Here is a 24647-nt window from a genome sequence, read left to right as displayed (position 1 = left end):
GCTTCAAGTTTTCAAGTTTTCTATATTAGCTGATGACAAATTTATGAACTCACCTAAAAATGTAACAAATATCACATTATTTAATAGATATCAGACCTATACTGGGATTAACAATAGATAAAAGAGGTGAGGCTTATGCTGAAACAAATGCTACAGACAGATTGGGACAGACTTGCAAATGAGAGATTAGCAGACCCTGTGAATGAATTGGAGCAATCCCCTTATGATACAAAGCTTGGATTAGATATGGCAAACGATGCAAAAAAAGTGGTTGCAGGGAGTCTGAATATCGAAGCTTTTCACAAAAAATACCATTCTTCCCTTTTAGGTGAGTTTGGTAATCTATTTACTCAGGAGCCTGTAAAATCGGATGGCTCCTCAAGTTTGAAGTGGGGCATGGTCATTGATTTGCAGAAATGTGTAGGCTGTGATTCTTGTACGGTTGCTTGTAAGGCAGAAAATAGAACTCCCCCGGGAATTTCCTACAATGTTGTGTTAGAAGAAGAAATAGGAGAATTCCCAAATGTCGCAAAGGTAAATTTACCAATGCCTTGTATGCATTGTGATAATCCCCCCTGTGTGCAAGTATGTCCGGTGCGCGCAACATTTAAGCTGGATAACGGTATTGTTACTATTGACAACGATCGCTGTATTGGGTGCCGCTACTGCATCATTGCATGCCCATATGGTGCAAGATCATATGATTTTGGAGAAAGCTATGAAGAAGAAATGCTAAGTTTTAATGATGTGACGAGTCCTGAATATGGAATTGAACGTGGAAAAAGGGAAGACAGGAAGACACCAATTGGTACAGTAAGAAAATGTAATTTTTGCCTACATCGGCTGGAGCGTGGAGAAGAGCCTGCTTGTGTTGAAACATGTATTGGCGATGCCCGCTTCTTTGGTAATCTGAATGATCCGAACAGCACAGTTTCCAAATTAGCAAATAGTCCGCGTGCCTTTCGCCTAAAAAGTGAATCAGGCGCAGGCCCAAACGTTATCTACTTAAAATAAGGATGGTGAAACCAATGGCATTACACGCTAAAACAACAGCGTTACCCCCAATAGGTAATTTTTCCAAGCAATTTAAATGGTGGATAGGTATTTTACTAGTCTTATTTGCGGTCGGCGGATATTTTATTATTGAAAGGCTTGTCTTAGGTCTTGATACAACCAACCTTTCGTCAATTACACCTTGGGGCGCTTGGATTGCTTTTTATATTTTCTTTGTCGGCCTTAGTGCAGGTTCCTTTCTATTATCTACGTTAATTTTTGTTTTTGGAATGGAACAATACGAGCGAGTAGGAAAAATGGCCTTATTTACTGCAATAGTCTGTATGATTGTTGCTTTAACCTTTGTATTAATGGACCTTGGCAGGCCGGACCGCTTTATGAACGCATTAATTCATTGGAATGTAATTAGTATACTTGCATGGGAAATTCATTTTTATCTTGTCTACATTACGTTACTCGTGACCGAATTATATATTGCTATGCGCGAAGACTTAGTACGTTTACGCACGCACGACACCTGGCGAGGAATGATCGCCAGATGGCTAACATTTAAAAATAGTAAAATAACGGAAGAAACGAAAAAAAGAGACCATCGCTGGATGAAAATTCTTGGTACAGTTGGTATTCCACTTGCCATTCTTGGTGTTCATGGTGGAACAGGAGCATTATTTGCTGTAGTAGGAGCAAGAGGAACATGGAACAGTGGTTTATTCCCCCTTATTTTCGTTATTTCAGCAATGGTTTCTGGTACAGCGTTATTACTGGCGATATACGTAATTAAACAAAAAGTAACCAAAAAGCCAATTGATCAAGAAATGGTTATCTCTCTTGGAAAAATGATGGTTGCTTTCTTATTTATCGATCTGTTAATGCAATTCTATGAATATCTTGTTGGCGTATATGGACTTGAGGATGGTCACCTGCAAAGTATGGCTATTCAAATGGGTGGACCGTATAGCTGGTCGTTCTGGGGAGTACAAATGTTTTTAGGAGCGGTGGTTCCGATTTTCCTCGTATTTTATAAAAAGACAGCAAAAAATATGCACGCCATATTAATTGCTGCAATTCTTGTTGTAATAGGCATAATCGGTGTACGTTTTAATATCGTCGTTCCATCACAAATTCCACCAGTGTTTGAAGGAAGACCGTTTGGAGATTATTACCCGACTTTAAACGAGTGGATGGTTAGCATTGGCATTGGGGCGATGGGGTTACTAATTTTTACTATTGGGGATCGGCTGCTGCCACTTGAAGAATCGGTAGACACCACGGAATTGGAGGGCTGAATATGGAAGACAAATCAATGAGCAGGAGAAAATTTATTAAAGCGCTTGGCGCCTTTGGTGCAGTTGCAGTGGTTGGTCCAGCATTTATTGGTCCAGTCAAACAAATAATGAACGGTGTCTGGATTGATGAAGGACATGGTTATGGAACAGATTTTCAAGATTATGGCGCAGAGGACGTTATATTCTCCACCTGTGAGCAGTGTAACACATATTGTACGATTAAAGCTTATGTAACCAGTGGAAGTAAAGAAGGCCCTTATTCTACAGTGATTCGTAAGCTTGCCGGTAATCAGTACAGCCCACTAAATATGGTTCCTTTTGGTGCTATTGCTTACGCTACACCAATTGATGAAGCCGTCAAAGGAAATGGTGACGTTCAGCGTGGTGGTCGCGGTGCACGTGGTGGGCGTATTTGCTTAAAAGGCCAAGCTGGAATCCAAACTGCCTATGATCCATATAGAGTAAAAGATCCATTAAAACGTGTTGGGCCAAGAGGCAGTGGAAAGTGGAAGACAATTACGTGGGAAGAAGCCTATGATGAAATTGTCAATGGAAGCAAAGATTTGCAAACACCCGGACTAAAGGAATTAGCAGCCTATGTGCCTGAAGAGCCAGTTATGGAAGACTGGGATAAGGTGAAAACGGGTGAAATGTCACAGGCTGACTTTGATGCAAAGTATTCAGATAAACTGGTAGATACGAGGCATCCTGATTTCGGATCAAAAGTAAATCAGGTGACCTTTATGGTCGGGGATCGCCGGGACTTTATGCAACGGTTTATAAATAGTAGCCTCGGTACAAATAATTATTATCATCATGGTGGTGTTTGCGGAATCAGTTCAGTAGTTGGTAATACAAGATCCTACTCCGGAGCAGAGAAAAAGAAGAAGCGACAATATGCAGATATTGAAAACACCCTATTCCTTCTTGTTTGGGGGACAAATCCGATGGTAGCTAATAAAGGTCCAACTTTTCTAGCACCAAAACTAACCAACGCGATTCAAAATGGCATGCAGATGGCTGTAGTTGATCCACGCTTCAGTAAAACAGCAGAAAAAGCAGATACCTGGTTGCCAATTAAACCCGGCACCGACGCTGCTTTAGCGCTGGCCATTGGACGCACCATCATTGAAAGAAATATGTATGATGAAACTTATTTGACTAATCCGAACAAACAAGCTGCATCCGCGGATAATGAACCAACATGGAGCGATGCCACTCACCTTATTAACATGAGTGACCCAAAACGTCCAAAGCTTCGCGCAAGTGACATAGGCATTGGCACGGAAGAACAATTTGTCGTCCTGGAAAACGGTTCACCCGTTCCACACGACAAAGCGAAAAAAGGCGATTTAGAAGTAGAACGGAAGCTAAAGGGTATAGAAGTAAAATCTGCCTTTCAACTATATAAAGATAGAACAATGGAAAAAACATTGGATGAGTATAGTGTTATTACAACAATACCAAAAGAACAGATTATTAAGGTTGCAAAGCAGTTCACTTCCTATGGTAAGCGTGCTTCCATCATGTCCTATCGTGGACCAGCAATGCATGTGAATGGCTACTATACTCAGCGACTGATCGCCAGCCTAAATCACCTGATCGGAAGCTATGACTGGAAAGGCGGCAATATCACAACAGGAGCTTTCTACAAGGAATTCGAAGGAAAATATGACTTAATGACTGTACCGAATGGTAGAAAACCATGGGGTATTCCTACTGGTCGGAATCAAGTAAAGTATGAAGATACTTCTGTATTTGAGCGTGACGGGTATCCGGCAAAACGCCCGTGGTTTCCTTTTAGTCCACAGACTATTGGCGACGTATTGCCAAGTGCGGTGGAAGGATACCCATATCCAATCAAAGCGTTGATTACACATCGTTTCTCTCCAGTGCTGTCCGCTCCAAACGGGCCAATCCAGGAGCAGGCGTTAAAAGATACAAAGATTTTGCCTTTATTCGTAGCATCAGATGTTCAAATCGGCGATTCAACTAAATTTGCTGACTATATTTTACCTGACACCGTATATTTAGAGCGATGGGGACGAGAAGCAATTTATCCGACAATCACCACCAAATTCGCCAGTATTTATCAGCCAGTAACTCGCGTATTCCCAAATGTCCGATCATTTGAAAACAGCGTGATTGAAATAGCTAAACGAATGAAGCTTCCTGGCTTTGGTACGAATGCTTTCGTAGATGGCAGCTCGCTTGATCGGGAAGAGGACTTTTATTTAAAGCGTGTTGCAAACATTGCTTATGATGAAACACCAGTACCCGATGCCAATGCACGTGAAATGGAAGTATTCACGAAAGTCCGGAAGAAAGCACTCGGCACCTATTTTGATGAAGCAGGATGGAAGCAGGCTGTTAAACCGGAGGAATGGAAGAAAGTCGTCTATGTCCTGAACCGTGGTGGTCGTTTTGAAGAATCTGGCAATGAATATGTTATGAATCATGTGAAATACGGTTTCGGAGGACAGGCAGACTTTTATGATGAAGGAGTAGCAGCTGGAAAGAACTCATACGACGGTGGTTATTTCGAAGGTATGCCGTATTACGAAGAGATTAAGTCCTTCAACCGGACGAAAATTGGTCAGCCCGACCCATTGCAATTCATAAACTGGAAGGCACGTAATTTAGGAACGTACCGGAATATTAGCTCCAGTTGGCTGCGTGAGGTACGTGCCGACAACTATATTTGGATGAATAAACGCGATGCCGCTATGCGTGGTATTCAAACCGGCGATCAAGTAAGAATCAAAAATGGCAGCTTGGAGCTTAAGGGAACCGTCTATATAACAGCCGGAATTGCCCCTGGTGTTGTCGGCTCAGCCTACAACATGGGGCAAAAGGGTTATGGTGTCACTCGACAAACGATAGATGGCAAGAAAACAGAGAAGCTTCCAACGTATAATCATACCCCTTTTGACTTTAAAAAGCCGATGCATGAGGATGATGGTTACCCAGGAAGTCGTGCTGGTGGTTTTGCTGCCAACAAGCTGACACATCTTGATCAACATACAAAAAATGGAGCTATCTATGATGAAATTGGTGGTGCTCCAGGACAGTTAGATATGTTCGTTGAAATTGAAAAATTATAGAGTATGCACAAATGATTTACCCAAAAGCAATACTACCGTCTATAGTAAAGGAGGCGTATCCTATGCCACAGACACTCGAAGAAACTTATGGCAACTTAGTATTATGCCAGCTATTTACAAATATCTGGTTCGGGGAATGGAACGAGTACGAAAAAAGAATGGAGGAATTTCCCAAAGAGGTCTCTGCAGCATTCCCTTTTCATGCACACTATGACAGGGAGGAAACTGCACTGTGGAGGGAAAATTATTTCACCATCCCGGGAGAATACTTTATTCCTCCCTATCTTTCCAGCTATTACGGAAAGTCAGAGGAACAACAGGAAAAAGCGCGACAGGATATATTATGCCTGATTGGTGAATTTGATAAATTGGGGTTCTATTATCCACTGAAAAAGAAAGAATTCCCTGATCATTTCGGAAGTCTAACTGCATTTTTTACAGCAGCGTTAAACGAACAAGTCAAAGCTATTCAACAACAGGATGAAGAAACTAGATCCAAGCTTAATGAGCTCCTGATAGAAGTTTATCGGAACTACATGAAAGCTTCGCTTGAGAAAATGCTACAACACAGTACAAACAAATTATCCGATCCATTCTTTCAAGCGTTTATACCTTACTATGTTAATAATATGCAGGCATTAGCAATAGAAGTATAACCAAAACAGTTTTTTACCATATTAAAGGAGTGATTCATATGAGTTTGTCCAGTATTGGTATTCCTGGTTTAATTTTAATTCTCATTATTGCACTGATTGTCTTTGGTCCATCCAAGCTACCGGAAATCGGTAAAGCTGCTGGCAGTACTCTGAAGGAATTTAAAAAGGCTACAACTGAATTGGTACATGATGAAAAACAAGAGAAGTAAGAGCGGGGTCCCGGCGTTATCTTATTACGATTATTAGCAACTTTTAATTCCTGTAAAGGCAATATCTAAATCATAGAAAACCCAAACTCAACTTATCCCATCTAGGTTTGGGTTTTCTTCCGTATTATTATTCAATGACTTCTATCACTACTTGTTTAATGATTTTAGCTATCTTTCTGCAATCTTCCAAGGAAAATGTTAATGGAAGACGGAAATCACACATAAAGTTAAGCACTTCTGCTGTCTTTGGAAGCTGCTCTGTTTCTCCAAAGTATTCCCAGCTTTCGTATCTGCTGGTGAATCCCTTGGGCTCCATGCTCCCAAACCACTTTAACTCCACGCCTCGGTCAGCACAGACCTTAATGAATGCTTCCACCTTTTCTACCGACGTGTTTTTTAATGTAAATTGAAAGGATGATGCTACATAGCCTTCCTTTGCAGGCCGTTTTGGCAGATAGATACGCTCCACATCTGTTAATTCGGCTTCGATTACTTTATAGCGCTCATTCCAGCGCTCGCCTTGCCTTTTTAACGAAGGCAATTGTACACGGATGAGTGCCGCAACAAGATTAGACATCCGAAGACTGAAATTAGGTGTTAGCTTTTTATATTTCTCAAAAACCTCTACTTTCGGTCTGGCAATATGCTTCTCATAAAGCATATAGGAGCCCGAATAAAGAATAGCCTGTGCTGCTACATCAGCATCGTCTGTTATCAGCAGGCCACCTTCACCGGAATTAAGATGCTTATACGTTTGGGTAGAAAAACAACCAACTTTCCCAAAAGTTCCAGTAAATTTTCCATCCCATGTTGCCCCCATCGTATGAGCACAATCCTCCACTACAACGATGCCGTAACGATTGCAAATTTCCATGATACGGTCCATATCAACAATATGACCACGCATATGTGATAGCAAGAAATATTTTGCCTGAGATTCTTTTGCTTTTTTCTCTAAATCATTTAGGTCTGTAACGTAGTCTTCGGTGATTTCCACGAATACGGGTACCGCCTCAGCGTTTTTGATGGCTCCCGGAACAGGTGCCAGAGTAAAAGCATTTGATAAAACCTTATCACCTGGGCGGACACCAACACTTTTTAATGCAACATAGATGCACTGCCACAAGAGGAAAAACCTGCACAATATGTTGATCCAACATAATCTGCATATTCCTGTTCTAAAAGACTTGCCTCAGCTACCTCTCCCTTTACCGTGTTATAGCGATGAAGTCTACCAGATTGTAAGATTTCAGTTACTCGATCGATAGCAGCTTGCGGAAGTGGTTCCTGACGTGTAAATTCCTTTTCAAAAATTAATGTTTCCTCCGATGTCCCCTTCAAAATAACCCCTCCAAACTACACATTAAGTTTGCTAAATTTCTTTCCTCTCACATCTGCAGTAACAGCATGTGCTGCCATTCCTTCATAACGGCATTGGTTGCCAATGATCGGTGCAAGCTTGCTACTGGCTTCTTGTGTGCATCTTTGATATGTGACTGTTTTAATAAACTTACCTACCCATAAGCCACCTGTATACTTGGCTGCTTCTCCAGTTGGCAGAATATGATTTGTTCCAATTCCTTTATCTCCATAAGTAACAGTCGTTTCTTCACCAAGAAATAAAGATCCATAGTTTTTCAGTTTTGCAAGATAATAGTCAAGGTCCTCTGCTTGTACCTGAACATGTTCAATAGCATACTCATCTGCCACTTTAACCGCTTCTTCTTTATCTGCAACCAAAATAATCATACCGTTTCGATCCCACGATCCTTGAGCTACCTCTGCTGTTTCTAGAGTACTGATTTGTCTATTCATTTCTTCCTGTACATCTTCCGCCAATTTTCTGGAGGTAGTGACAAGAATACTAACCGCATTTAGGTCATGCTCACATTGACCCCAAATATCTGCTGCTACCAGTACTGGATCAGCCTGCTCATCAGCAATAATAAGGTTTTCACTTGGACCTGCAATTTGATCAATTCCTACCTTACCAAAAACCTGTCTTTTGGCTTCAGCAACAAAGGCATTGCCTGGTCCTACTATAAAATCAACTGGCTCAATTCCTTCTACTCCATATGCCATTGTACCAATTGCCTGAATGCCACCAAGAGAATAAATTTCATCTACTCCCGCCAAGTGCATAGCATATAAAACGCCTGGATGAATACCTTCTCCGTCACGGGCAGGTGAGCATGCAATTACTCGCTCTACTCCTGCAACCTTAGGGGGAATGGTACTCATTTGCACAGAGGAAACAATTGGATAGCGCCCTCCTGGGACATAAGCACCTACATTCGAAAGTGGGATCAGCTTCTGACCTAAAAATGTACCTGGCTGAATTTCCTTTTCAAATTCAGATAAGCTTTCCAGCTGTGCTTGTGCAAATGCCCGTACTTGTGCTTGGCAATATTGCGTATCTTGCTTAAACGTCTCCGGAACGTTTTTTACAGCCTGCTCAATTTCCTGTTGTGAAACGCGGAAGGATTCAGGGTTCCACTTATCAAACTTCTCTGATAGACCTCGAACTGCTTTTATCCCATCTTTTCTTACATCGGACAATGCTTTCGTAACAATTTCCTTTACATTTCCTGTATCCTGCTTTTCTATATGTTGACTTTGCTTTATAAATTCTGCCATGTATCTTCTCTCCTCTGTTTAATTTTGCATTTGTTTGTTTAAATCCACCACTTGGCTATTTTGCACTTGTTCTTGTTCTTTTCTTACTTTCATAATGTCATCACCAAGAATATAGTAATCCAGAGTCTCCTTTGGTATTTGGTTGTATCTTTTTCCATTTATCAGATAAAACAGTACGCCAACTAAAATCCACGCGCCCAGTGCGATTAAGGATGGTGCTGCTAAAAAGGCTGGTGAACCAGGTATGAATAGGAGACCTAGGAACACGAGACTTATTGCTGTACCCAATAAAGAAAAGAATTTTCGTAACGGATTCTCGCCCCATGCGAAGAATCGATATGCTGATGCACATGTATAGAAATAAGCAATTGCTACACCTGTTGCAGTCATATCAACAATCCAAAGGAGAGCCTGACGACCGAACCATGGAGTGATAAAACAAACGATGACTGCTGTAATAATTCCAATATGTGGAGTTTTATACTTTGGGTGTATTTTAGTAAAGGCTGCAGGTAATATACGTGCTCTTCCCATAGCTAGCAGCATTCTGCTTGATGAAACAAGGAAACCGTTAATACCCGTAAAAATCCCCATACATAGTGCTGCAGTAAGTAGCATTAAGCCTACATTTCCGAACAAGCTTGTAACAACATCTCCTGTTCCCCAAATCGGTTTGCTTTCCACTAATGGTTGCCATGGCGCGCCCATTGCAGTAGCATAAACCATTACAGAATAGACAATACCACCACAGGCAAGGGCTAAGATCATAAGCTTAAAAGCCTTCTTAGCCGAAAAATTAAATTCCTCTGATGCTTGTGCAATATTATTAAAACCTGAATATAAAAATGGCGCTGTGGCGACAATAACAAGAATGGATGACCAGCCACCAATGTCCGTATTAAATGCAGGCTTCAAGTTAGCGAAGGTCGTATCAGGATGAAGTGTCATACCAATACCGATCCCAATTGCCCCAAGAAATAGTACCGTACTGAAAATAAATTGCATTCTTCCGGTTAATGTTATTCCTTTAATATTCGCATAGCCAAAAACTATTAAAGCAATAGTCGCCAGTACAATTTGGCTGAAATAAATATCCCAACCAGCGATTGAATACATATAACCAATTTCTACAATACTCGGGTACAGGAATTTGAATAAAACAATAATCGCAGAGGCATTTAAAGCAACAGATGTCACATACGATAATGTTACAAACCAACCGCAGATATAGGCATTTATTCTACCAAACCCAAGGTAAGTAAATACAAACTCTCCCCCGGAAACAGGGAATTTCTCCACCATAAATCCATAGCTAATGGCAATAATCATAACCAGTAATGACCCGATAAGAACACCGAGTATTACTCCTAAGGGCCCTGCTTCCCTTATCCAATCTGCAGGAAGCACGAAGGCGCCCCATCCAATAGCGGAACCGAAAGCAATAGCAACAACCCAATGTGGTTTTAACGTTTTTAGTAGTTCCGTTTGTTCTTTCAAAAAGTGTTCCTCCTCACCTATCTTCTGCCATGGAAACAATCCATTGATAACGTTTCCATTTTTAGGTTAAGTATACTTATTATTCAGATATTTAATCGTGTAAAAAGCACGTACTCGCAGGGGCTACGTCATATCCAGGCTGTTGAAGCTGAATATGGTACCTGCTAGTAGCATATTCTTTAAATGTTACACTATCTTTTGCTAAAACAGTGGTTGTGCGCCCTCTTAAAGGAAGAGGGCTGCACAAAGTTACTTACTTGTCGTTGCTTGTTTAATAATTTTTTCATCTTTTTGCAGGATAGGTGCATCTACTTCCACCGTGTTCGGATATTTAATTCCTGCACCAGTATTTAATACGACAACTTTTTCTCCGTTCTTAATCCAGTTTTGCGCACGCAATTCCTTGGCTGCCGCAAATGCTGCTGCACCTTCTGGACAAACGAACGCTCCATCCGCTTTAGCCACGGAAGCGACTTCATCTAAGATTTTCATATCGTTTACGGCAATAGCACATCCATCCGTTTCACGAATCGCATCAAGGATAAGGAAATCTCCTAACGCTTTCGCAACATTAATTCCAAATGCTACCGTTTCTGCATTTTCCCAAGGCTCCGCGCTTGTTTTCCCTTCTTCCCATGCTTTTACAATTGGGGCACACCCTTCTGATTGAACAGCGACCAATCTTGGCATTTTACCTTCAGCGATCCAGCCTAATTCCTGTAATTCGCGAAGTGCCTTATAGATACCAATTAAGCCGACACCTCCACCTGTTGGGTAAAGAATAACATCAGGGACTTCCCAGTTAAATTGCTCGGCAATCTCTAAGCCCATTGTCTTTTTACCTTCAATACGGTAAGGCTCTTTAAGTGTTGATGCATCAAACAGGTTATAATCCTTAACGGCTTGTCCAACGATTTTGCCAGCATCTCCGATCAGCCCATTTACCAAATATAAATCTGCTCCTGCAGCAACACATTCTTTCCGTGTGATCTCCGGTGCATCTAGTGGCATAACAACAGTAGAAGTTATCTCAGCTTGCGCACAATATAGTGACCAAGCTGCTCCAGCGTTGCCATTTGTAGGCATCGCTAATTCCTTCACTCCTACTTCTTTCGCCTTGGATACACCAACTGCAGCACCTCTTGATTTGAATGAACCAGATGGAATTAAGCCTTCATCCTTCATATAAAGATTAGGGATATCCATCTCTTTTCCCGAATTTTTCATATGCAGCATTGGTGTCATTCCTTCTCCCAATGTAACACGGTTTTCCGGGTCTTCCACTGGAAGCAACTCATGGTAGCGCCACAGATCCGGTGTTCTTTTTAACAAATCCTCTTTGCTGAAATTGCTTTTTAATTCATCCATTTTATAAGATACGAGCAATGGTGAACCACATTTGCATAATTGCTGCTTTTCCTTCGTGCTATATGTTTCTTCACATTTTGGACAATATAGATGAGAGACATAACTATAAGTCATTTTAAAACCTCCTGATCATGATAGATTAATAGATTTAGCGAATGGCAATAGATTCAATTTCAATTTGTGCACCCTTAGGTAACTCTTTCACACCAACCATTGCACGGGCAGGCTTATACTCACCGAAGAAGCGAGCATATACTTCATTAACCTCGGCAGCTTTCTCTAAGCTAGTCATAAAAATCGTATTTTTTACAACGTTTTCTAAGCTAAGGCCTGATTCCTTAAGGATTGCTTCAATATTTTTAAGTGATTGCTCTGCCTGTTCTACGACATTCTCACTCATTTCATTTGTGTTTGCATCAATAGGCAATTGACCTGAAACAAATACCATATTATTCTTTTCCACTGCCTGGGAATAAGCTCCCACTGCTACAGGTGCATGTTCTGTATGAACTTTAGTAAACATTATCTCAACTCCTGTGTTTGATTAAAATTAGATTCTGTACGGATCTTTTGTAAATAATTATAAATTGTAAATTTAGACACACCCAGCACACTAGCCGAGTATTCTGTAGCTCCCTTAATCAAGTATGCCCCTTTAGATTCTAATTCTCTAACCACTTCAATCTTTTCCTCTGTGTCTAAAAGTGCCGGGGCTTTATGGTATTTTTGCAATGCTTGATTTGTCATGGTTTCAATTACGTCATGAACATCTGTATGAAAGCTTTCTTTACTTTGTCCGTCATCTGCAAAGCTTATAAAGTCTTTAATCTCCCCCCCTATTTGAATTAACAGGCTGATATCGATATTAATACACAGAGCACCAATTACGGCATCTTCGCTATCCCGAAGGAAAACAGTGGAAGACTTCATCACCAACCCTTTGTTGGAGGTAGTCTTATAATTTGCGAAATCGGTTACATTTTCACTCCGTAATTGTTCCAAAACTAAATCCGTAATGGGTGATCCTATTTCTCTGCCTGTGATCGTTCCTGCCAAATGAATGAGTGAGCTTTCTAAATTACTAAAATCATGTACTGCTACTTCACATTTGGCACCAAACATTTTCACTAAAATATCTGCTGTTCTAATCGCCTGATCAAAGATTATATCCTTTTCATTTTTCAAATTAATTCTCCTAAACAAATACTTTCAAATTATTAGTTAATTTGATAATTCATATAATAACAAAGAAATTTTATATTTGCAACAATTTTTTAATGCTTAAAATTTTTTAGTAAGTATGGATTATTTTTAAGCATTAGAACCCATTCTTAAAGTTACCTAAGCAAATAAAAAAACCTCCCTTTATCACCTAAATCGCGATAGTAGAGAGGGTACATATTATCTTTCCGATTTCTTCTTGAGTTCTGCTTTTCCTGCCTTTAAAAACGAGAGGCCCATCATAATAATAATTATGGAAAATGGCAGTGCAGAAATAATAACCGTGTTCTGCAATCCTTGCGTTCCTCCAAAATATACCACGATTGCCGCTACAGCTGCCTGGGTAAATCCCCAGATCACTTTTACCGTGTTTGCGGGATTTACAAGTCCGTTTGTCGTTAGCATTCCTAACACAAAGGTTGCTGAATCTGCTGATGTTATGAAGAAAATGCTGACAACTAAAATAGTTAATATCGACATCACCATACCAAGCGGATATTGTTCAAGCATGCCGAATGTCATTGTTTCAAGATTTAACTTGGATAGTTCAGCCATACCATTCCCTTCTACATACAGAGCTGAAACTCCAAAGATGGAAAAGAAGATAAAACAAACAAGGGCTGGGACAAATAGCACTCCCATCATAAACTCTTTCACCGTACGTCCTCGGGAAATTCTTGCAATAAATGTACCGACAAACGGAGACCAGGAAATCCAGAATGCCCAATAAAATAGTGTCCAATTGTTAATCCATGTCCGTTCTTCCGCATTTTGAGGAGCAAGCCGAAAGCTCATTTGGACGAAATCTGCAATGTAATTCCCAAGAGTATTTGTAAACATGTTCAGAATATACATTGTTGGTCCAATAACAAATAGCATGACAAATAATATAAAACCAATTCCCATATTAATATTACTTAAATACTTAATTCCTTTTCCTACTCCGGACCATGCAGAAATTATAAACAGAACCGTGGTAATTGTTAAAACAAGTAGCTGTACAGCAAAGGTTTGGGGTGTATTAAATAAAAAATTGAATCCACCAGTAATCTGAGCTGATCCAAACCCCAGTGCAGCCGCTACACCAACAACTGTGGCAAATACGGCAAGCACATCAATTATTTTGCCAAGCCACCCTTTCATAAGATCTTCACCTAATAATGGGATAAGTGTGGCACTAATTAATCCCGGATAGCCTTTGTGAAATTTAAAATAGGCAAGCACCATACCGACAATGGCATAAATTGCCCATGCACTAATGCCCCAGTGTAAAAATGTGTATTTTAGGGCATCATCAATTGCCTGATCTGTACCAAGCTCTGCAGTAGGAGCTGATTTAAACGCATACGTAATAGGTTCGGCTGTTGACCAAAACACAACCCCAATCCCCATTCCAGCACTGAATAACATAGCAAACCAAGATGACAAACTGAATTCAGGTTTTTCGCCCTTCTTCCCAAGCTTAATCTTGCCAAACCGGGAAAAAATTAAATAAACACAAAACACAACAATTGCTGTAACAAGTAATAAATAATACCAGCCAAATCTTTCAGAAATAAATGTAGTAAGACCTGATGTCACTTTTTCTAATTGTTTTGGGGCAAACGACCCCCAAGCCACTAAAGCCAAACACCCTGCTAACGCATACCAGAAAACAGAAGTTACCTGTTTCATTTCTCCACCTCAATAAAAATATGTATGTATAACTTTTAAACTGCTTAACCCTAATTTCCCTAATTTATAAAAGAAAAACCAAAAATCCAAAATTTTTTAATGGTAGTAGTTACCTATTAAACACCTTAGTAGATGTTGTTATTACTACAAAGTTTAATCCACATTTAAAAAAGGAATCGATAAAAAAAGAGAAAGGACGGGATATTATGCTAGAGGTCAACGCTACAGAACATAGTGCTGTATTAAAAATAATTTGCCATGGCAAACTGACAAAAGAAGATATACAGCGTTTTGAAGATGAATTTAAGAGAAAAATTTTTGAACAAGAGCCTATTAATCTTCTACTGATAATAAAGAATTGGGATGGAATTACGTTAGAAGGTCTGTTAGAAGACATGAAGATGATTCAATATGTGAAAAGCATTAAAAAAATTGCCGTGGTTTCTGATGAAAAGTGGGTAAAAGCAGATGCGAAATTAGAAAATAAACTGCCTGGTGTGCAGGTAGTCTATTATCCTCCAGAAGAAATACAATCAGCAAACAATTGGCTGTATACGTAACCATTCGACGTATAGTCATTGTTCCAATAAATAATAAAATTGGAGGGACAATAGGTTATGTTTGTCCCTCCAATTATTCCTCATGCATATGCTTAGCAACATCCTGTGTATCCTCTGCTGCTTTTTCTGACTCTCCAATTAAAGTTCGGTAGTTCATTACTCCATTTCGATCATCCTCCACAACTAGATCACCTTGCTGAACATCGAGTGGAAGTTTACCCATGTCTATTTCTTTGGTTACTCTCTCATTCTCCTGATCTAGCAGAATCACTGTATCACCTACAAAATTATCAACAATATACTTTTTCATGATTGTTCCTCCCTATATAAAAGATTCTATACTATTTCATTTCCCAATTAGGAGTAGTGTGAAACAACTAGCGGCAACTCCCTTGGATTGTACAAAGTATCATGAGGATTAACTATCTGCTTAGATAGGAGGAAATAAGCAGGGGCGAGTGCTATTCAGCAGGCGGATGAGTAAATCCGCCGTACAAAATTCAAATCAGCAAAAAAATTATTTAGCCCTGATGAGCAGAGGTCACTAACCTTTACTCTTTCTCTAAAAAGCTTGAGATTCTTTCAACAAATAAGGAACGATCGTAGGATTGATAAAGTCCACTTGCTAATTTAACAGGATCGCCGAAGAAAAATCGTTCATATTGAATCTCCCGCGTACCAAATGCGCTCATGGAAATTTCCCAAGCAAGGCGAAAAAGCTTTACACGAGACAACGCGTCATCAGCTTTCGACTGCAAATAATGATTTAAATCTTTTCTTATATCAGAATCAAAAGCTGCCTCTGGAGGGATGGAAATTAACCCACTTGCACCCAGTTGTTGAATAATCTCTGTAAACCGGGCATAAGCTTTTGGAAATATATTACAGGCAACAGCAAGCGTGGCCTGTTCTGGTCGCATAAAACCCCATTCATCCAGTTTTGCTTCCGCTTCTGCTTTCAGGATCAATGCTTTCAATGTCTCCAAAGCAATAATAATTTCTGTTGTTTTTTCCTGTACATGTTGATATTCGCCAATACAAATACTATTAATGATAGACTGGACAAGTCCCAGAATAAATTCTGTTTTTATAATCTGACGGGATACAGCTTGATGCAAGGTGAACGGTAGAAAAGAACTTGATGCCATAAATGTGTTGGATACTGAAATGTTATTATAATAAAATACGCGCTCCCATGGGACTAATACATGATCAAACACCACCACCATGTCCATCTCTTCATATCTGGAGCTTAATGGATAGTTAAATGCCGATTCTCCCCCGACAAAAGACTCTCTGGCAATAAACCGGAGCCCTTTTGTATTACTCGGAATAGAAAAAGCGAATCCATTTGCTTTATCCTGAATGCCACCAGCAGCTAATACAAGTATTTCATCCGTTATTCCGCCTTGTGTTGCAAGTAATCTGGCTCCATTAACTATTATTCCAGCATCGGTTTCTTTCATCACTTTTGCAGCTATGGGCTGCTCCGTATCTTCTACATAGAAAGTTTCTCGATTTACTTGTGGATTAATAAAGGTATGGGTCATTGAGATATCATTTTCTCGAGCATATTCATAAAATCGCATTAAATTTTCCGGATAACAATTTTCCTTCCCCTCTAAAAATCCCGCTGATGATGCCAGTGCCATAAGTACTGTGTTCATATAATCCGGGCTTCTTCCCATCATGCCATTACTTGCTAACGCCCATTGCTGAATCATCTCTCGTCTTTTCACTAAATCCTCTTTTGTCTTTGGCTGTAAATAAGACATCCCTACTTGTTCGTCGGATAATGGGGAGGAATATGTCATGATATCTTTTAATTTGGGCTCGAATTGAAGATCATATAATGCCCCCTGGCTTTTTATAATTCCTTTCCAAGCCGGATGTTCAGAAATATTTCCTTTTACCTGAGTCCCATCGATCCAAATCTCTGCCTGCAGCTGTTCAATCCGCTTCTTATATTCATTTCCATTAATTGCTGGCATACACCCACCCCTGACTTCTCTTGTAATTAAATATTACATCCTTTTAAAATTATGTTTATTTTCCTTTTTATTTATTTTATTTACCCAACCCAAATACGTTACTCTTTTTCTTATCTTATCCAAGCTGTTATACCTTCTGCTTGCTTTTCCCCATCGGACGAGTAGACTTAAGAGAGAATAATTTACAACCTATTTGACAGGAGTATTTCAGATGGAAAACAATAGACCAACTAGTATAAAACCCTTCTTCTCCCTTATTTTTTCGACTGGATTACCTAAGATACTCTTAGGGATCGGACTTTTGACAAGTATCATTACAACCCTCGCTGGCTTAGTTGTTCCTTTATTGACTAAAAACCTTGTTGATAATTTCTCTACAGCAACACTAAGTACTCCAATTATAATTGCGATTGCCATCGCTTTTATTTTTCAAGCTGTCATGAATGGTGTATCCATTTATACCTTATCCGCTGTGGGTCAGCATGTTGTTGCAAAACTTCGTGAGAGAATGTGGCTGAAGCTCATTCGTTTACCAGTTCGCTTTTTTGACACAACTTCAAGTGGAAAAACTGTCAGCCGTGTAGTTAATGATACGAACGTGGTTCGCGATCTAATATCTGATCAATTCCCTCAATTTATTACTGGAATTGTTTCTATTATTGGCGCAATCACCATACTGCTTATTATGGATTGGAAGATGACGCTGGTAATGCTTATAAGCGTCCCTTTCATAGTTTTAATCCTCTTACCACTTGGAAGACAAATGGGGAAAATTTCACGAAGTCTGCAGGATGAAACAGCTATTTTCACTGGTGATGTGCAACAGACACTTAGTGAAATTCGTTTAATGAAAGCATCCAACGCAGAAAAAGCCGAAGCGGCGAAAGGTAAGCTGGGAATTAAAAAATTATTAGATCTTGGCTTGAAGGAAGCAAAAATCTACGCACTGATTGCTCCCATTATGTATTTTGTCATGATGGTTGTGATCGTAATGATTATCGCTTATGGCGGGATGCGCGTAGCAAGTGGAACTATGTCCACAGGTTCTTTGGTTGCGTTTTTACTCTATCTGTTTCAAATTATCATGCCTGTCACCACTTTTGCGATGTTCTTTACACAGCTTCAAAAAGCAAAGGGTGCGACGGAACGTATTATTGAAATTTTGGATCAGCAATTAGAAAAGGGACAGGAAGGCAAGGACCGAGATATAACAGGAGAAAGTGTCCATGTGCGACACGTATCTTTTTCTTATAATAAGGAGGAAACCGTTTTAGAGGACATCACTTTTACAGCTGCTCCGGGTGAAATGGTTGCCTTTGCCGGACCAAGCGGTGGTGGAAAGACTACTTTATTCGGCATGCTTGAGCGTTATTATATTCCAGAGGCGGGAGAAATTTTGATAGGAGAAACACCCATTCAAAATATGTCTCTTACATCCTGGCGTAAGCAAATTGGATATGTTTCACAAGATAGCCCAATGATGGCTGGTACGATTAGAGAGAATCTCTGTTACGGCCTCGAGGAAAAGCAAATTCATGATGATCAACTTTGGGCGGTTGCTAAAATGGCATATGCAGCACAGTTTATTCAAGAATTTCCGCAAGGGTTGGATACACAGGTTGGTGAACGCGGTATCAAGCTCTCTGGAGGACAACGTCAGCGTATTGCAATTGCCCGTGCTTTTCTTAGAGATCCGAAAATCTTAATGATGGACGAGGCAACAGCCAGTCTTGACAGCCAATCAGAAGGTATTGTACAGCAAGCACTGAGCAGGTTAATGGAAGGAAGAACTACTTTTATAATTGCTCATCGACTCTCAACAATTGTCGATGCAGATAAGATTGTATTCATTGAAAAAGGGAAGGTTACCGGAATAGGAACACATCAGGAACTAATAAAGCAACATGCACTCTATCGCGAATTTGCTGAGCAACAATTAACCTAAGGTCGATAAAGAAGCTCTGCTGATCCAATGAATGGGACAGTAGAGCTTCTTTTTAGTTTCTGATATGTATGATGGGGTTAATCAATGATTCGGAAAACGGATATACTAACTTGGTTGTTTGCAAATGGCCGTTCTTAAAAGCATTATAGGTTACATAAATACGATCTGGAGAGCATTTACCGCCGTTGCTTTCCATTGCAGATGAACGCTTTCCGCCGGCATGGCTTCAGCCGCTTCCTCCGCTACGCTTCGTCCAGGGTCTTCAGCTCATGCTATTCCGGCAGGAGTCGTCATCTTCCATTCCAATCAACTGGTATAGGTTTTACTAGCGGAGGGAAAATATGAAAACTCCTTGAAAATGATAATACACATTTTCTTCGTGCGATGCCTTGCTGACATAGCTTTCCCTGTCACGCGGAAAAAGCGAGACTAGCGAGACCCCACATTCAAACAAAGGTTGGAAGGCTAAAGTCGCGACGTCCTGGGGCTGGGACTGCGATTACTCGTCCCATCAAAGACCGTTTGCGCATACTCGCCCCATCGAAACCCATTGTCGCAACGCCTTCATGACCAACATCCTTGAAAAAGAAACCCGCTTTTTCTGCGTGCGATGTTTCTCTTAGAAGCTTTCCTTATCCTGTTGGCCCGAGGCTCGCAGGCCGCCCGCGGAAAGCGTAATATTTTCACGTAACGAGAATTGGAGCACCATCAAATAGTTGACACTTTACTCCAACTATGAATATACAAGATATGTTTGTCCCTAACCTTTGCAGAAGAGCTTTTTTTATTTCAGCAAATCGGCGAGAAACCCTGTACTTCCCGTACTCTTCGTTAAGAAACCCATGCCATAATAAGATGCAAAACCCATAACAAGTGTCCACACAACAACACTTATCGTCATCCAAACAGTTATCTGGATTTTGGAACCACCAAATCCCATAGCTAAAATAGCACCTAGATGACTGCCTGTAATGAATGGCGCCACTAACGAAAGACCAGGAAGACCATATTTCTTCCATACCCTTCCAGCGCGTATCTCCTTTTTTTCAGAAACATGCTCTCCGTTTTGTATCTTCTTTTCCTTTCGACGATGCAGCCATGCTTTTACCTTGTCAGTTAACAAAATTAACAAGTATATTGTCACCATATTTCCGGCAAAAGCCAGGATGGTAACAGGTACAGCGTCTAAGCCTGCTGCTACACCAATTGGGATAACACCCACCACTTCAAAAAACGGAGTTGCTCCCAGCAAGAAAATAACGAGATAAGCTATATAAATACTCATTCTTTTTACCCCTCGCTTTTCACCAAAAATATAAATGAAAACCCGGACTGTGAGGAAAGTTTAGTCCGGGTTTCATCACTGCGTACATTTTAATCTCTTTTACGTACAACTTTTATTCGTTTTTATCTTTGTTATATTGCATATAAACAACCTGTGTAACAAGGAAATCCTCTACACCATGTTTTCCGTCCGTACCTCCAAGACCAGATTTGCGCATACCTGCATGATAACCTTGGACAGCCTCAAAGTTCTCGCGATTTACGTACGTTTCTCCAAATTTTAACTCGTTAATCACACGCATGGCTTCGTTCATATCATCCGTATATACAGACGAGGAGAGTCCATAAACCGTGTCGTTACCTTTTTCGATTGCTTCGTCCAACGTTTTAAACGTATCAATAGGAATCACCGGACCAAAGATTTCATCCTGCATAATAGCTGACTCGTGGTCTACATTTGTCAGGATGGTCGGTTTATAAAAATAGCCTTTTTCACTTTCTGCACGTTCTCCGCCAGTGACTACTTTTGCACCATCTTCTTTTGCTTGCTCTACCATCGACGAAACAGCTTCCAAGCGTTCGTTACTAATTAAAGGACCTACATCTGCATCCTTATTTTCTCGAGGATCGCCAATTTTTTTACCTTCGAAGCTTTCTTTCAGCTTGCTTACAAACGTATCAGCAATATCTTCATGTACATATACACGCTCTGCGTTTGTACATGCTTGTCCATTATTGGCTAAGCGTGATGTTACAATGTTGTCAACAGCAACCTCAAGGTCAGCATGCTTCGTTACAATAGCAGGTGCTTTCCCACCTAGCTCAAGGTTAACTTTGGTGATATTTTGTGCAGCAGCCTCCATTATTTTTGTTCCAGCAGGGATACTTCCTGTCATAGAAACCATCGCAATTTTTTCATGTCTAGTTAATGCATCCCCAACTTCCGAACCAGTTCCTGTGACCACATTGTAAACACCTTTAGGAATATCATCCATGTTATCTACAATTTCTGTAAAAGCCATTGCTGTGTTTGGTGTTTTTTGACTTGGTTTTAACACAATAGTACAACCTGTGACGAGTGCAGTGGCTACTTTTCTAGCAAGAATGAATACAGGGAAATTCCATGGAACAATACCCGCAATCACACCAATTGGTTTTTTATAAATATAGATATTTTCATTTGGCCGATCGCTTGGGACGATCTCTCCTTCTATTCTGCGGGCCCATTCTGACATATACTGAAAATAATCAATGGCCAAATCAACTTCGCCCTGTGCCAGCTCATAATCCTTGCCTTGCTCCTCTTGTAACAATTCAATAAAAGTTTCCCGTTTTTCCTGTATCGCCTCACCTAATTTGCGAACGATTTTACCGCGCTCGATGTTCGGAGTAAGCTCCCACGATTTTTGAGTTTCAAATGCCGCTTGAACCGCTCGATCAACATCTCCATTTGTGCCTCGTTGGGCTTGAGAAATTACCTCCTCTGTAACAGGGTTAATAATATCAAGCCAGTCGTTCCCTGTAGAATCTGTATATTCTCCATTAATGTATAATTGATGTCTCTTCATGCCTATGCTCCTCCTTCATCCTCTTTAGATGATTTGTTGTCTACAGGTGTTATTCCACTTAAAAAAAGGAGTTAAACAAGAGCGGTTCTATGGCTAATGTTGGTGGAGTAAACGGTAAATAGAAGATTCATAGTAAAAGGAGATGCTTTAGCATTGCGACAAAAACTATTGGTAGTAGAGGAAGGATCCGTGGCAGATTGATTTTATAAGCAGGAGGACAGGGTTATCGTCTATTGAAATAAAAAGCATGTTTCAAACAAAAAGGCGGTTCTCCTGACCCAATCTATTTAGGTCAAGAGAACCGCGCCAGGTCCATCTTTTATTCTACTTTAAAACGGTTTACTACGTCCTGTAGTTCATTCGCTATTTTATCCATTTGCTCTGTGGATGAAGCTACTTGCTGCATTTGTGTCTGTTGTTCTGCAGCAGAAGCACTTACTTCCTCTGCAGATGCGGCTGTTTCCTGAGAAATAGCTGATACACTTTGAATCGCAGTCATTGCCTGTTCTTTATAATCCATCATGTCTGTAAGTTTTGCGGACAATTGATTTACTGATTGACCAAGCTGTTTGGCCAACTCTGCATTCTTATTAAAAGCTTCCTCCGTATTAGAAACAGAATGATTATTTTGCTCCATTAATTTTCCATTTTCAGCAATTAATGCAACGGTCTGTTCCGATTCATTTAAAATCTCTTGAACAGTCTCTTGAATCACCTTCGTTTCATTACTGGATTCCTCTGCAAGCTTGCGAACTTCCTCAGCAACAACAGCAAATCCTTTACCATGCTCACCCGCACGTGCTGCCTCAATACTAGCATTCAATGCAAGTAAGTTTGTTTGTGCAGTAATGCCATGAATTGTTTCAATCACCTTATCAATAGCTGCAATACGGCTTGTCAAAGACTGAATTTGTTGCTGAACCTTTCTATTCATATCATTGGTAGCCTCGTTATGCTGACGCAATTGAGATACTTGCTCAATTCCCTCGTCAGTAGACTCTTTGGCATTCATTGAAAAATGTTCCATTTCTCTTGAAAGGTCAGATAAAACATCAATTTGGGTTGATAAGTCTGCCATTTGTTGATTTGTATTTTCAGCATCTGCCGATTGTTGGGAGGCACCTTGTGCAATCTCATCTACTGCAAGCGCCACCTCTTCACTTGCTGCCGTTACTTCATTTACTGTTCGTGAAACATCTGTGGATGACTCATTTAAATTTGTTGATGATTCTTTGACGACTTGAATGACTTTACTTGTTTCACCCAGCATATCATTAAACGCCAACGCCACAGCGCCTATCTCATCTTTTCGAATTTTTTCCGCGTCAACTTTCTTAGTTAAATCCCCTGAAGCTGCGGTGCCCATGGATTCATATAAAAATTTCAATGGACGTAAATTACGATGAATAAACATGGAAGAAGCTCCAGCCATGAGTAAAATCATTGCTGCTCCTGCAATAATTGTAATTACCGCAAAGTCAGTAAATGTCTTAATAATAGTAGATCTGCCTATAACGGTTTGAATAGACCAAACTTCATCAATTCCTTGTAGATTGACAGGGGCAAACGCATTAAATGCTTTTTCCTGAAGTTGCTTAGAGTCCACATACGTATTTGTAACATTTCCAGCTATTAATCCTTCTTTTAGAGGAGCCCAGTCTAGAGCCTCCGCCATATTAGAACCCACCAATTTCTGATTAATACTATTAGCAACAACTAATCCTTGATCCGTAATAATCGAAGAATACCCTCCATCTGGCTTCATCTCTTTTACCAATTCATCCAAGAATCCCATTTCAAAATGTGCTGAAATAACTCCAAGAAATTGATTATCCTTAGATAGTAATGGAATAGCAATAGAAGATGCGGATTTAGTTTCTTCTCCTACTTTGTAAGAGATAGGTTCAGTTAAAACAGACCTCTTTTCCTCTTTTGGAATGATATACCAATCGCCATCACCTGCTTTATCTAATCCAGAAGCGGGATTTGTATAAACCTCTCCCTTTACTTTAGAAGCAAAAGGGATAAAGCGATTTTGTGAATCTACCAAACTTGCATCAATAGAATCCTTTTCCGGTAATACCCCCTCTTCCAGAACAGTGGCAACCCCGGAAATGGATGGATTGTTTGCAAGTACATTTTCCATCATCGATAGGACACTGTCAGCTGTTATGGTGTTGTCATTATAAGTTCCTTCAACTACAAGTTTCATTGTATCCAATGTTTTCTTTGTTTGATTCAAATTATCACTTAAAATCGAAGAATAATATCTCGTATGCTCATTTGCAAATTTCTCCCCATCCTCTACCGCTTTGGTGTGCAGAATGCTGCTGGAAACGGTGGCATAAGCAATGAACAACACGAGAAACAAGCCGATAATCAGGCCTGATAATCTCCATGATATACTATTTCTTTTCTTCATAATTAGGTCCTGTCCTTCCTGTTGTATGGTAAATAAGTACTAGTAGTAGTTACCATTATGTTATCGGCAGGACTGGGAGAATTATGAAGGATGTAAATTAGATTTCTATCAAAATAGTGTTATATAGCTATATCCAATTACTTTAGAGTTAATAGTCTTACTGCAACTGTTGGAGTATAAACTAAAATCGTACATTATTCATAGTTGGAGG

The 24647-nt window shown here is 40.1% G+C and carries 20 protein-coding genes; 7 read left to right on the top strand and 13 right to left on the bottom strand.

Features of this window, described 5'->3' with window-relative positions:
* Nucleotides 1-135: 135 nt before the first annotated feature.
* From JCM12304_RS13070 to tatA, 5 genes are all read left to right on the top strand, one after another.
* Nucleotides 136-1014 (top strand): 4Fe-4S dicluster domain-containing protein, encoded by an 879-nt coding sequence (locus JCM12304_RS13070; RefSeq protein ID WP_060680854.1) that lies wholly within the window; start codon nt 136-138, stop codon nt 1012-1014.
* 14 nt (nt 1015-1028) lie between these two features.
* Complete coding sequence (gene nrfD, locus JCM12304_RS13065; protein WP_060680852.1) at nt 1029-2300, top strand: NrfD/PsrC family molybdoenzyme membrane anchor subunit; 1272 nt, start codon at nt 1029-1031, stop codon at nt 2298-2300.
* Nucleotides 2301-2302: 2 nt separating this feature from the next.
* Nucleotides 2303-5404, top strand: a complete 3102-nt coding sequence (locus JCM12304_RS13060; RefSeq protein ID WP_060680851.1) for a molybdopterin-dependent oxidoreductase — start codon at nt 2303-2305, stop codon at nt 5402-5404.
* Between the two features lie 62 nt (nt 5405-5466).
* Nucleotides 5467-6060, top strand: coding sequence for a hypothetical protein (locus JCM12304_RS13055; protein ID WP_060680850.1), 594 nt, complete (start codon nt 5467-5469; stop codon nt 6058-6060).
* Between the two features lie 38 nt (nt 6061-6098).
* The gene (gene tatA, locus JCM12304_RS13050) at nt 6099-6269 is read left to right on the top strand and encodes a twin-arginine translocase TatA/TatE family subunit (protein ID WP_060680849.1); all 171 of its coding nucleotides are present in this window, start codon (nt 6099-6101) and stop codon (nt 6267-6269) included.
* A 127-nt stretch (nt 6270-6396) separates the two neighbouring features.
* Here tatA and JCM12304_RS13045 read toward each other — a convergent pair whose 3' ends face one another.
* From JCM12304_RS13045 to JCM12304_RS13015, 8 genes are all read right to left on the bottom strand, one after another.
* A complete protein-coding gene (locus tag JCM12304_RS13045) occupies nt 6397-7395 on the bottom strand; it encodes a DegT/DnrJ/EryC1/StrS family aminotransferase (RefSeq protein WP_218185785.1) in 999 nt (332 codons plus the stop codon).
* Nucleotides 7368-7610: a hypothetical protein gene (locus JCM12304_RS19755; RefSeq protein ID WP_218185784.1), complete on the bottom strand. Its 243-nt coding sequence runs from the start codon at nt 7608-7610 to the stop codon at nt 7368-7370. The genes JCM12304_RS13045 and JCM12304_RS19755 overlap by 28 nt, the downstream gene beginning before the upstream one ends.
* A gap of 15 nt (nt 7611-7625) precedes the next feature.
* The gene (hisD, locus tag JCM12304_RS13040) at nt 7626-8906 is read right to left on the bottom strand and encodes a histidinol dehydrogenase (protein ID WP_060680848.1); all 1281 of its coding nucleotides are present in this window, start codon (nt 8904-8906) and stop codon (nt 7626-7628) included.
* Between the two features lie 18 nt (nt 8907-8924).
* Nucleotides 8925-10403, bottom strand: a complete 1479-nt coding sequence (locus JCM12304_RS13035; RefSeq protein ID WP_060680847.1) for an APC family permease — start codon at nt 10401-10403, stop codon at nt 8925-8927.
* A gap of 249 nt (nt 10404-10652) precedes the next feature.
* A complete protein-coding gene (locus JCM12304_RS13030; RefSeq protein ID WP_060680844.1) occupies nt 10653-11885 on the bottom strand; it encodes a threonine synthase in 1233 nt (410 codons plus the stop codon).
* Between the two features lie 34 nt (nt 11886-11919).
* A complete protein-coding gene (locus tag JCM12304_RS13025) occupies nt 11920-12294 on the bottom strand; it encodes a Rid family detoxifying hydrolase (protein WP_060680842.1) in 375 nt (124 codons plus the stop codon).
* A complete protein-coding gene (locus JCM12304_RS13020; protein ID WP_082388045.1) occupies nt 12294-12956 on the bottom strand; it encodes a helix-turn-helix transcriptional regulator in 663 nt (220 codons plus the stop codon). The genes JCM12304_RS13025 and JCM12304_RS13020 overlap by 1 nt, the downstream gene beginning before the upstream one ends.
* 216 nt (nt 12957-13172) lie before the next feature.
* On the bottom strand, nt 13173-14666 hold the full coding sequence (locus tag JCM12304_RS13015; protein WP_060680838.1) for a BCCT family transporter: 1494 nt from the start codon (nt 14664-14666) through the stop codon (nt 13173-13175).
* Between the two features lie 206 nt (nt 14667-14872).
* On the opposite strand from JCM12304_RS13015, the gene JCM12304_RS13010 reads away from it, so the two are divergent.
* A complete protein-coding gene (locus JCM12304_RS13010) occupies nt 14873-15226 on the top strand; it encodes a SpoIIAA family protein (RefSeq protein WP_019379187.1) in 354 nt (117 codons plus the stop codon).
* Nucleotides 15227-15299: 73 nt separating this feature from the next.
* Here JCM12304_RS13010 and JCM12304_RS13005 read toward each other — a convergent pair whose 3' ends face one another.
* Both JCM12304_RS13005 and hpaB read right to left on the bottom strand, forming a co-directional pair.
* A complete protein-coding gene (locus JCM12304_RS13005; protein ID WP_019379188.1) occupies nt 15300-15536 on the bottom strand; it encodes a DUF3006 family protein in 237 nt (78 codons plus the stop codon).
* 241 nt (nt 15537-15777) lie between these two features.
* Nucleotides 15778-17217: a 4-hydroxyphenylacetate 3-monooxygenase, oxygenase component gene (gene hpaB, locus JCM12304_RS13000; RefSeq protein ID WP_060680836.1), complete on the bottom strand. Its 1440-nt coding sequence runs from the start codon at nt 17215-17217 to the stop codon at nt 15778-15780.
* A 211-nt stretch (nt 17218-17428) separates the two neighbouring features.
* On the opposite strand from hpaB, the gene JCM12304_RS12995 reads away from it, so the two are divergent.
* A complete protein-coding gene (locus tag JCM12304_RS12995; RefSeq protein ID WP_060680834.1) occupies nt 17429-19162 on the top strand; it encodes an ABC transporter ATP-binding protein in 1734 nt (577 codons plus the stop codon).
* A gap of 784 nt (nt 19163-19946) precedes the next feature.
* Here the strand turns inward: JCM12304_RS12995 and JCM12304_RS12990 are convergent.
* The 3 genes from JCM12304_RS12990 to JCM12304_RS12980 all read right to left on the bottom strand — a co-directional run bounded on the left by JCM12304_RS12990 (nt 19947) and on the right by JCM12304_RS12980 (nt 24436).
* Nucleotides 19947-20447 carry a small multi-drug export protein gene (locus JCM12304_RS12990; RefSeq protein ID WP_060680832.1) on the bottom strand — a complete coding sequence of 167 codons (501 nt, stop codon included), beginning with the start codon at nt 20445-20447 and terminating at the stop codon, nt 19947-19949.
* A 112-nt stretch (nt 20448-20559) separates the two neighbouring features.
* Complete coding sequence (gene aldA / locus JCM12304_RS12985) at nt 20560-22014, bottom strand: aldehyde dehydrogenase (RefSeq protein WP_060680830.1); 1455 nt, start codon at nt 22012-22014, stop codon at nt 20560-20562.
* A 319-nt stretch (nt 22015-22333) separates the two neighbouring features.
* The gene (locus tag JCM12304_RS12980) at nt 22334-24436 is read right to left on the bottom strand and encodes a methyl-accepting chemotaxis protein (protein WP_060680828.1); all 2103 of its coding nucleotides are present in this window, start codon (nt 24434-24436) and stop codon (nt 22334-22336) included.
* Nucleotides 24437-24647: the final 211 nt, after the last annotated feature.

It is taken from the genome of Virgibacillus halodenitrificans JCM 12304 (genome assembly GCF_001310895.1).
GTDB lineage: Bacteria > Bacillota > Bacilli > Bacillales > Amphibacillaceae > Virgibacillus_Q > Virgibacillus_Q halodenitrificans.
Note: the sequence above shows the minus strand (reverse complement) of the source record. Positions and strands in the feature narration are given on the sequence as shown.

Coding starts and splice junctions, on each gene's coding strand:
- JCM12304_RS13010 (WP_019379187.1), top strand. CDS start 14,873: ATGCTAGAGGTCAACGCTACAGAACATAGTGCTGTATTAAAAATAATT.
- JCM12304_RS13060 (WP_060680851.1), top strand. CDS start 2,303: ATGGAAGACAAATCAATGAGCAGGAGAAAATTTATTAAAGCGCTTGGC.
- tatA (WP_060680849.1), top strand. CDS start 6,099: ATGAGTTTGTCCAGTATTGGTATTCCTGGTTTAATTTTAATTCTCATT.
- nrfD (WP_060680852.1), top strand. CDS start 1,029: ATGGCATTACACGCTAAAACAACAGCGTTACCCCCAATAGGTAATTTT.
- JCM12304_RS13025 (WP_060680842.1), bottom strand. CDS start 12,294: ATGTTTACTAAAGTTCATACAGAACATGCACCTGTAGCAGTGGGAGCT.
- JCM12304_RS13055 (WP_060680850.1), top strand. CDS start 5,467: ATGCCACAGACACTCGAAGAAACTTATGGCAACTTAGTATTATGCCAG.
- JCM12304_RS13030 (WP_060680844.1), bottom strand. CDS start 11,885: ATGACTTATAGTTATGTCTCTCATCTATATTGTCCAAAATGTGAAGAA.
- hisD (WP_060680848.1), bottom strand. CDS start 8,906: ATGGCAGAATTTATAAAGCAAAGTCAACATATAGAAAAGCAGGATACA.
- JCM12304_RS13070 (WP_060680854.1), top strand. CDS start 136: ATGCTGAAACAAATGCTACAGACAGATTGGGACAGACTTGCAAATGAG.
- aldA (WP_060680830.1), bottom strand. CDS start 22,014: ATGAAGAGACATCAATTATACATTAATGGAGAATATACAGATTCTACA.
- JCM12304_RS13015 (WP_060680838.1), bottom strand. CDS start 14,666: ATGAAACAGGTAACTTCTGTTTTCTGGTATGCGTTAGCAGGGTGTTTG.
- hpaB (WP_060680836.1), bottom strand. CDS start 17,217: ATGCCAGCAATTAATGGAAATGAATATAAGAAGCGGATTGAACAGCTG.
- JCM12304_RS12990 (WP_060680832.1), bottom strand. CDS start 20,447: ATGAGTATTTATATAGCTTATCTCGTTATTTTCTTGCTGGGAGCAACT.
- JCM12304_RS13005 (WP_019379188.1), bottom strand. CDS start 15,536: ATGAAAAAGTATATTGTTGATAATTTTGTAGGTGATACAGTGATTCTG.
- JCM12304_RS12980 (WP_060680828.1), bottom strand. CDS start 24,436: ATGAAGAAAAGAAATAGTATATCATGGAGATTATCAGGCCTGATTATC.
- JCM12304_RS12995 (WP_060680834.1), top strand. CDS start 17,429: ATGGAAAACAATAGACCAACTAGTATAAAACCCTTCTTCTCCCTTATT.